Genomic DNA, 7,647 nt, shown 5'->3' on the forward strand with positions numbered 1-7,647 from the left:
CTCGGCGGGCGCGGTGTCCTGTCCGGACCCGGTCAGCAGGGCGGCGGGTTCGGCGGCGGTGGTCCCGCGCCCCGCGCGGGTCACGAGGCCGAGCGCCGAGGCGACCGAGTACGGCGAATAGCACGAGTCGCCGCCGTCGGAGAGGGCACGATGCACGGTGAGCGCGAACCGCAGGTGCGCGCGGACAGCCGGGGTCACGGGCATTCCCCGACGTTACCGTGGACGGTCAACCGTGCCGTCCCATGTGCCACGAATGCCACGCGCGGGCCTGCGCGTCGGTCAACGTGGCGATCTGATCGATCACCACACGCAGGCGCGCGGCGTCGTCCGAGGCGGCGTGCCAGGCCGGGCGCAGCCCGGCGTCCAGCGCCTCGGGCGCGCGGATGGGAAGCACGGCGGCCAGGTCGGCGAGCATCTCCCGCTGGCTTTCCTGCATGGCCAACCGGAGCCGGTCACTCATCACGTGCCGGAAGGCCAGCGCCTTGAGCAGGGCCACCTCGGCGGCCACCCGGTCGGGCACGGCCAGCCGGGCCCCGTACCGGGACAGCGGGCCGTCGCCGTGCACAGCGCGGGTACCGGTGACGGCGGCCGAGGCGAACCGGCCGACCAGGTCGCTGGTGAGCCGCTTCAACGCCGCCTGAGCGCGCGGAGAGGCATCGTAGTCGCGACGCACGAACTCGGCGACGACATCGATGGAGAGCAGGTCGGTGGCGGCCTCGGCCAGCGTGGCGACGCTCAGGTCGGAGAAGTGCCGCGCGGCGAGCTCCGCGACGGCGGTCCGCTCGCCGGAGTCGGCGAGCACCCGCAGCGACAGGCGCCCGGCGAGGACCTCGTCCTCGACGTCGTGCACCGAGTAGGCCACGTCGTCGGCCCAGTCCATGATCTGGGCCTCCACACACCGCCTGCCCTCCGGCGCGCCCCCGCGCATCCAGGTGAAGGCGGCCAGGTCGTCGGCGTAGACGCCGAACTTGGCCGGGATCGATGTGTCGCCGCTGTCGTCGGCCGCGTCCCGTGTCCACGGGTACTTGGTGGTGGCGTCGAGACACGCGCGGGTGAGGTTGAGGCCGTACCGCTCACCGTCGCCGCCGAGCACCTTCGGTTCCAGTCGCGTGAGGATACGCAGGGTCTGCGCGTTGCCCTCGAACCCACCGCACGGGCGTGCCGCCTCGTCGAGCGCTGCCTCGCCGTTGTGCCCGAACGGGGGGTGGCCGATGTCGTGGGCCAACCCTGCCGTGTCGCACACGTCCGGGTCGGCACCCAGATCGGTGGCGATGCCCCGGCCGATCTGGGCGACCTCCAGCGAGTGGGTCAGGCGCGTCCGGGGCACGCCGCTGACCTCGGCGCCTTCCCCTGGGCCGACGACCTGTGTCTTGCCCGCCAGCCTGCGCAGCGCGGCCGAGTGCAGCACCCGGGCGCGGTCGCGCGCGAACGGGGTGCGGGTGTCGTCCCGCACCCCCGGCAGCCGCGCGCTTTTGGGCGGCTCGCCGTACCGGCGTTCGGTGTCGTGCGCGGTGTAGCTCATCGCCAGCCAGCTTACGGGCGCACGGCTCGCGTCCCCGGCAACGACGCTTCCGGCGAGGCAGGTTCCGTTTCCCCACCTCCGTGTGGCCGTCGGCGTCCCGCCGTTCGGCCGAACGTGTTAACGGCTTCGCATCGCGGCCGCGGCGGTCACGCAACGGTGGTTACGCCGCCGCGGACACCCGCGACGATCCCGGTGACCCACCCGGAGGGAAGTCAGTGCCCGCAGTGAACTCACCCGCTCAGCCGACACACGGGACCGTCGTCACGACGCCGCCCGAAGGTCTGCCCCGCCCGCGGCGCCGGCCGCCGCCGACGGCAGCGATGGTCGGCGGGCTCGCCGCCGTCGCGACCGTCGCCACGGCCGTGGGGCTCACCTTCGGAGGCGACGACACCGTGACGGTGACCGGCACCGTCACCCTCCCCCACGTCACCACGGACACCACCATCGGGGAGTGCGCCGGAGCCGGCGAGCAGGCCACGATCACCCCGACCACGCGCGTCGCGCTCTACGACGCCGCCGGGACCCCGCTCGCCAGCGACCGGCTCGGTGCGGGCGTCGATACCGGCAGCACCTGCGTGTTCCGCTTCGCCCTCGACGGCGTGCCACGCGATCACGCGCCCTACCGGCTCGACGTGGCAGGCCACAGCACCACCGTCACCGAGGCCGGTACCGAGGCCCTCACCCTCGTGCTGGACTGACCCGGTCCCCGCGAGTCGCCCCTGGGTGCACGCGAGTTGCCCCTCGGGGGCCCGCGAGTTGCCCCTGAGTGCACGCGAGTTGCCCCGAACACTCGGTCAGGGGGTCGCGATCACCGGCCTCAGCCGCCCGGCGAGGCCGCCTCCCACTCTCCGCGCCAATCCGGATGCCCCGCGTACACGGACGCGAGAAGCCGCGCTGTCTCGTCGTCCGCCCGCTCCTCGATCTCCCGCCGCAGGTGGGCGACCTTCTCCGGGAACGGCACAGGCACCCGCTCCTCCTGCGCCTCGATCGGGCCGGGCATCAGCAGCAGGCCCGATCCGTCGTCGCTGTGCAACACCCGCAGGCGGCCACGCCGCTCCGCCTCGTCCAACGCGGGCAGAATCCCGTCGGCGAACCGCTGCTCGTCGTCGTCGAGACGGGCGAGCACGAACTCCCTCAACTCGGACATGGTCCCGGGTAACCCGGACGGGCGCGCGGCACACTCCGGCCGGGCTCGCGTCTCTCGCGTGCCACACGCCCGTTCAGCTCAGCAGCTCCTTGACCAGCGCGGCGACCTGATCGGTCTCCACCAGGAACGAGTCGTGCCCGTACGGCGAGGAGATCTCGCCGTACCGCGCGCCCGTGATGCCCCGAGCCAGCTCCCGCGCCTGTGCGGGCGGATAGAGGCGGTCGCTGTCCACGCCGACCGCGATGGTGCGCGCCCGGACCCGGGCCAGCGCGGCGCCGACGCCCCCGCGGCCTCGCCCGACGTCGTGGTCGTTCATAGACCGGGTGAGCAGGACATAGCTCGCCGCGTCGAACCGGCGCACCAGCTTGTCCGCCTGGTGGTCCAGATAGGACTCGACGGCGTACCGTCCGCCCGCGGCCGGGTCCTCCCCGTCCTGGGCGGCGCGGCCGAACCGCGTGGTCAGTTCCGGCTCGCTGCGGTAGGTCACGTGCGCGATCCGCCGTGCCACGTCGAGCCCCCGGTGCGGACCCTCGCCCGGGCCGAGCGCGTGGTAGTCGCCGCCGTGCCAGCCCGCGTCCGACACGATCGCCCGAATCTGCGGCGACGCCCACGCGATCTGGTCGGCCGACGACGCCGCCGGGCTCGCCAGCACCATCAGCGAGCGCACCCGGTCCGGTTCGGTGACCGCCCACTCCAGCGCCCGCATGCCGCCCATCGACCCGCCGAGCACAGCCGCCCACCGGTCGATACCGAGCGCGTCGGCCACCGCGACCTCGGCGGCCACCTGGTCACGGATGGTGATCCTCGGGAACCTGCTCCCCCAGTGCGCACCGTCGGCGGCGACCGAGGCGGGCCCGGTCGAGCCCTGGCAGCCGCCCAGCACGTTGGTGACCACGATGAACAACTCGTCGGTGTCCAGCGCGCGCCCGGGTCCGATCAGCCCGTCCCACCAGCCCTCGCTGGGGTGACCGGGCCCGGCGGAACCCGCGGCGTGGCTGTCCCCGGTCAGCGCGTGCTCGACCAGCACGGCGTTCGACCCGTCCGCGGCGAGCGATCCCCAGGTCTCGTAGGCGATTTCGACGTCCGGCAGGTCTGCACCCGACTCCAGCCGCAGCGGCCTGCCGAACCGCACCCACTGCCTGCGCCCGGCGGGATCTCCCGCCTGCCAGGCACCGGTGGCGGGCGGGAGATCACTCGTGCCGGGCTCGCTCACAGGGCCGCCTTGGCCGCCCGGAAGCCGGATTCGAGGTCGGCCTTGAGGTCTTCGAGCCCTTCGATGCCCACGGCAAGGCGCACCAGTCCGGGGGTGACACCGCCTGCCCGCTGTTCCTCGGGCGTGAGCTGACTGTGCGTGGTGCTGGCCGGATGCACGATCAGGCTGCGCACGTCCCCGATGTTGACGAGCTGGCTGTGCAGTTCGGTGCCGTCGACGAAGGCGCGGCCCGCGTCGACGCCGCCGCGCAGGTCGAACGACAGCACCGCGCCGGTGCCCTTCGGCAGGTACTTCCGCGCGGCCTCGTGGTGCGGGCTGGACTCAAGCCCGGCGTAGTACACCCGCTCGACCTCGTCGCGCTGTTCGAGCCACTCGGCCAGCGCCTGCGCGTTCGCCACGTGCTTGTCCATGCGCAGCGACAACGTCTCGATGCCCTGAAGGATGAGGAAGCTGTTCAGCGGGGCGATCGCCGCACCCGTGTCCCGCAGCAGCTGCACCCGCGCCTTCGCCGCGTAGGCGCCCGGCCCGAGCGCCTCCCAGTATTTGAGACCGTGGTAGCTCGGGTCGGGCTCGGTGAATCCGGGGAACCGCTCGGGGTCGGCGCCGAAGTCGAACGTGCCTCCGTCCACGAGCACCCCCGCCACGGTCGTGCCGTGTCCGCCGAGGTACTTGGTCGCCGAGTGCAGCACGATGTCGGCACCGTGCTCGATCGGCCGCAACAGATACGGCGTGGGGACGGTGTTGTCCACCATCAGCGGCACGCCCACCTCGTGCGCGAGGTCGGCGACCGCCCGCACGTCGAGCACGTTGCTGCCCGGGTTGGCCAGCGTCTCGGCGAAGAACGCCTTCGTGTTCGGCCGGACGGCGGCGCGCCAGGCGTCGAGGTCGTCCTGGTCGTCGACGAAGGTCACCTCGATGCCCATCTTGGGCAGCGTGTAGTGGAAGAGGTTGTACGTACCGCCGTACAGCGCGGGACTGGAGACCAGGTGGTCACCCGCCCCGGCGAGGGTCAGCACCGCCGCCGTCGTCGCGGCCGACCCTGAGGCGAACGCCAGCGCGGCGACCCCGCCCTCGAGCGCGGCGACCCGCTGCTCCAGCACCTCCTGTGTGGGGTTCATGATCCGCGTGTAGATGTTGCCGGGCTCGGCCAGGCTGAACAGGTCGGCCCCGTGCTGGGTGTCCCGGAAGACGTACGAGGTGGTCTGGTAGATCGGGGTGGCCCGTGCCCCGGTCGTCGGGTCGGGCTCCGCGCCCGCGTGAATCTGCTTGGTCTCGAACGACCAGCCCTCGGTCATCGGCTCGCTCCTTCATCCTCGACGGGTCGACGTGCACCGGGTGTCAGGCCGGGACACCGATCACGCGGCCGAGGGTACTGAGCCGTCATGGCGCGGCCCCACCGTTCCCAACGAGTGAGACATGCGTACCACTCGATCGTGTACTTGCTTGGCGCCGCGCCAGTGTGCTTTGAGGTCAGCGCACGCCGAGATCGACCTCGTCGGCGGGCTGCTTGGACAAGCGGTAGTACAGCAGCGCGCCGGTCTCCCGGAGGATGTAGCGGGCCTGCGTCTCGCGGGTCTGGACCACGGGCCCGCTGTGCGTCGGCGAGGTCCACGCGCGCAACCCGGCGTCCTCGGCCATGATCCGCGCCCGCAACGAGTGCCACGGGTCGCTGACGATCACCACGTCGGTGCGGTCCTGCTCCCGCAACCGGTCGGCCACGGCGCGCAGCGACCGCAGGGTGTCCTCGCCCTGCCCGACCGCGAGCAGCTCAGTGCTCGGAACGCCGTGCGCGGCCAGCCAGTTCGCCCCCGCCTCCGCCTCGGTGAAGGCGTCGCCCACGCGGCTACCGCCTGAGGTGACGACGAGGTCCGCGACCCCCTCGCTATGCAGCTCGCGTGCCTGCTCCAAGCGCGCCTCGAAGATGCGCGACGGAGTGCCGTTGTACTGCGCCGCGCCCAGGACGACGATCGCGTCGACCGACGGCCGCTCGTCGGCCCGGGCCACGTACCACACGCGGCCGGCGGTACCGGCCACCACGAAGAGCCCGACGAGGACGATCCCGAGAACCGTCCTGCGTGACCACCGCAGCACCGCCGACGGCATCTCAGCAGCCGATCAGGCGCGCGGCCAGGTACGACTCCAGCTTGTCGATCGCGACGCGTTCCTGGGTCATCGTGTCCCGTTCCCGGACCGTGACGGCCTGGTCGTCGAGGGTGTCGAAGTCGACCGTCACACAGAACGGCGTGCCGATCTCCTCCTGCCTGCGGTAGCGCTTGCCGATCGACTGCGCGTCGTCGTAGTCGGTGTTCCAGTGCTTGCGCAGGGTCGCGGCGATGTCGCGGGCCTTCGGGGTCAGGTCGCCGTTGCGCGACAGCGGCAGCACGGCCACCTTGTACGGCGCCAGGCGCGGGTCGAGCTTGAGGACCGTGCGCGTGTCCACACCGCCCTTGGCGTTGGGCACCTCGTCCTCGGTGTAGGCGTCGAGCAGGAACGCCATCAGCGGCCTGCCCACGCCCGCGGCGGGCTCGATGACGAAGGGCCGGTAGCGCTCGCCCGAGGCCTGGTCGAAATACGACAGGTCCACACCGGAGTGGTTCGAGTGGGTCGTGAGGTCGAAGTCGGTGCGGTTGGCGATGCCCTCGAGCTCACCCCACTCCTGCCCCGAGGAGAAGCCGAACTTGTATTCGATGTCGACCGTGCGCTTGGCGTAGTGCGACAGCTTTTCCTTCGGGTGCTCGTAGTGGCGCAGGTTCTCCCGCCGGATGCCCAGCTCGACGTACCACTCGGTACGGCGGTCGATCCAGTACTGGTGCCAGGACTCGTCCTCACCCGGCTCGACGAAGTACTCCATCTCCATCTGCTCGAACTCGCGAGTGCGGAAGATGAAGTTGCCCGGCGTGATCTCGTTGCGGAACGACTTGCCGATCTGGCCGATGCCGAACGGCGGCTTCTTGCGCGAGGTCGTCTGCACGTTGAGGAAGTTGACGAAGATGCCCTGCGCGGTCTCGGGCCGCAGGTAGTGCAGGCCCTCCTCGGACTCGACCGGACCCAGATGGGTCTTGAGCATCATGTTGAACTCGCGCGGCTCGGTGTACTGGCCACGGTTGCCGCAGTTGGGGCACGGCACGTCGGACAGGTCGTCCTCGGAGATCTCGGTGCCGGTGCGCTCGGCGTAGTCCTCGGCGAGCTGGTCGGAGCGGAAACGCCGGTGGCAGGACAGGCACTCCACAAGCGGGTCGTGGAAGGCGCCGACGTGCCCCGAGGCCACCCACACCTGCCGGGGCAGGATGACCGACGAGTCGATGCCGACCACGTCCTCGCGGCCCTGCACCATCGCCTTCCACCACTGGCGCTTGATGTTGTCCTTGAGCTCGGCTCCGAGCGGTCCGTAGTCCCACGCCGACCGGGTACCGCCGTAGATCTCCCCGGACGGGAAGACGAAGCCACGGCGCTTGCACAGGTTGACGACGGTCTCGATGGTCTTGGCGGGCACTACAACGCTCCGGGGGCATGCGGATTCGACGATGACTTCTGGCTTTCCAGCGTATCCGGCACAGCCGCCGCTCGCGCCGGTGGGGACACCCGACGCGCCGGTGTGGTCAGCCGGGAAGGACCGGTTCCGCGATCACGATCCGGTTGTCGGTGGGGCCACCGGCCGCGACACCGGCGCCGCCGCAGGTGACCAGGACCAGCCGGTGGGGCCCGTCCTGGCCGAACAGCCTGCCCGCCCGGGCGGGCAGCGCGTGGCTTGGCACCGTGCGCACG

Annotated in this window: 7 protein-coding genes and 1 pseudogene; 1 reads left to right on the forward strand and 7 read right to left on the reverse strand. The window is 71.7% G+C overall.

The window, feature by feature from the left end; translation table 11 throughout:
• Nucleotides 1-204 (reverse strand): annotated as a pseudogene (locus tag SACSA_RS26105) (serpin family protein); the annotation flags it as partial.
• A gap of 22 nt (nucleotides 205-226) precedes the next feature.
• Nucleotides 227-1,522 carry a deoxyguanosinetriphosphate triphosphohydrolase gene (locus tag SACSA_RS0112910; RefSeq protein WP_019816344.1) on the reverse strand — a complete coding sequence of 432 codons (1,296 nt, stop codon included), beginning with the start codon at nucleotides 1,520-1,522 and terminating at the stop codon, nucleotides 227-229.
• Nucleotides 1,523-1,842: 320 nt separating this feature from the next.
• Between SACSA_RS0112910 and SACSA_RS0112915 the strand changes: the two genes are divergently transcribed.
• Nucleotides 1,843-2,220, forward strand: coding sequence for a hypothetical protein (locus SACSA_RS0112915; protein WP_019816345.1), 378 nt, complete (start codon nucleotides 1,843-1,845; stop codon nucleotides 2,218-2,220).
• Between the two features lie 119 nt (nucleotides 2,221-2,339).
• On the opposite strand, the gene SACSA_RS0112920 is transcribed toward SACSA_RS0112915, so the two are convergent.
• The 5 genes from SACSA_RS0112920 to SACSA_RS0112940 all read right to left on the reverse strand — a co-directional run bounded on the left by SACSA_RS0112920 (nucleotide 2,340) and on the right by SACSA_RS0112940 (nucleotide 7,375).
• On the reverse strand, nucleotides 2,340-2,669 hold the full coding sequence (locus SACSA_RS0112920; RefSeq protein ID WP_019816346.1) for a DUF6221 family protein: 330 nt from the start codon (nucleotides 2,667-2,669) through the stop codon (nucleotides 2,340-2,342).
• Nucleotides 2,670-2,742: 73 nt separating this feature from the next.
• Complete coding sequence (gene metX, locus SACSA_RS0112925) at nucleotides 2,743-3,882, reverse strand: homoserine O-acetyltransferase MetX (RefSeq protein WP_019816347.1); 1,140 nt, start codon at nucleotides 3,880-3,882, stop codon at nucleotides 2,743-2,745.
• Entirely contained in the window at nucleotides 3,879-5,177 is a 1,299-nt protein-coding gene (locus SACSA_RS0112930) for a bifunctional o-acetylhomoserine/o-acetylserine sulfhydrylase (RefSeq protein WP_019816348.1), read from the reverse strand. The genes metX and SACSA_RS0112930 overlap by 4 nt, the downstream gene beginning before the upstream one ends.
• A gap of 175 nt (nucleotides 5,178-5,352) precedes the next feature.
• Complete coding sequence (locus SACSA_RS0112935) at nucleotides 5,353-5,985, reverse strand: YdcF family protein (RefSeq protein WP_019816349.1); 633 nt, start codon at nucleotides 5,983-5,985, stop codon at nucleotides 5,353-5,355.
• A 1-nt stretch (nucleotide 5,986) separates the two neighbouring features.
• Nucleotides 5,987-7,375 (reverse strand): glycine--tRNA ligase, encoded by a 1,389-nt coding sequence (locus SACSA_RS0112940; RefSeq protein WP_019816350.1) that lies wholly within the window; start codon nucleotides 7,373-7,375, stop codon nucleotides 5,987-5,989.
• Nucleotides 7,376-7,647 lie beyond the last annotated feature (272 nt).

This window comes from Saccharomonospora saliphila YIM 90502, from assembly GCF_000383795.1.
GTDB classification, from domain to species: Bacteria; Actinomycetota; Actinomycetes; order Mycobacteriales; family Pseudonocardiaceae; genus Saccharomonospora; species Saccharomonospora saliphila.

Bases quoted from the DNA above. Each gene is read 5' to 3' on its own strand.
- SACSA_RS0112935 (WP_019816349.1), bottom strand. From the start codon at position 5,985: ATGCCGTCGGCGGTGCTGCGGTGGTCACGCAGGACGGTTCTCGGGATC.
- SACSA_RS0112920 (WP_019816346.1), bottom strand. From the start codon at position 2,669: ATGTCCGAGTTGAGGGAGTTCGTGCTCGCCCGTCTCGACGACGACGAG.
- SACSA_RS0112910 (WP_019816344.1), bottom strand. From the start codon at position 1,522: ATGAGCTACACCGCGCACGACACCGAACGCCGGTACGGCGAGCCGCCC.
- SACSA_RS0112930 (WP_019816348.1), bottom strand. From the start codon at position 5,177: ATGACCGAGGGCTGGTCGTTCGAGACCAAGCAGATTCACGCGGGCGCG.
- SACSA_RS0112915 (WP_019816345.1), top strand. From the start codon at position 1,843: ATGGTCGGCGGGCTCGCCGCCGTCGCGACCGTCGCCACGGCCGTGGGG.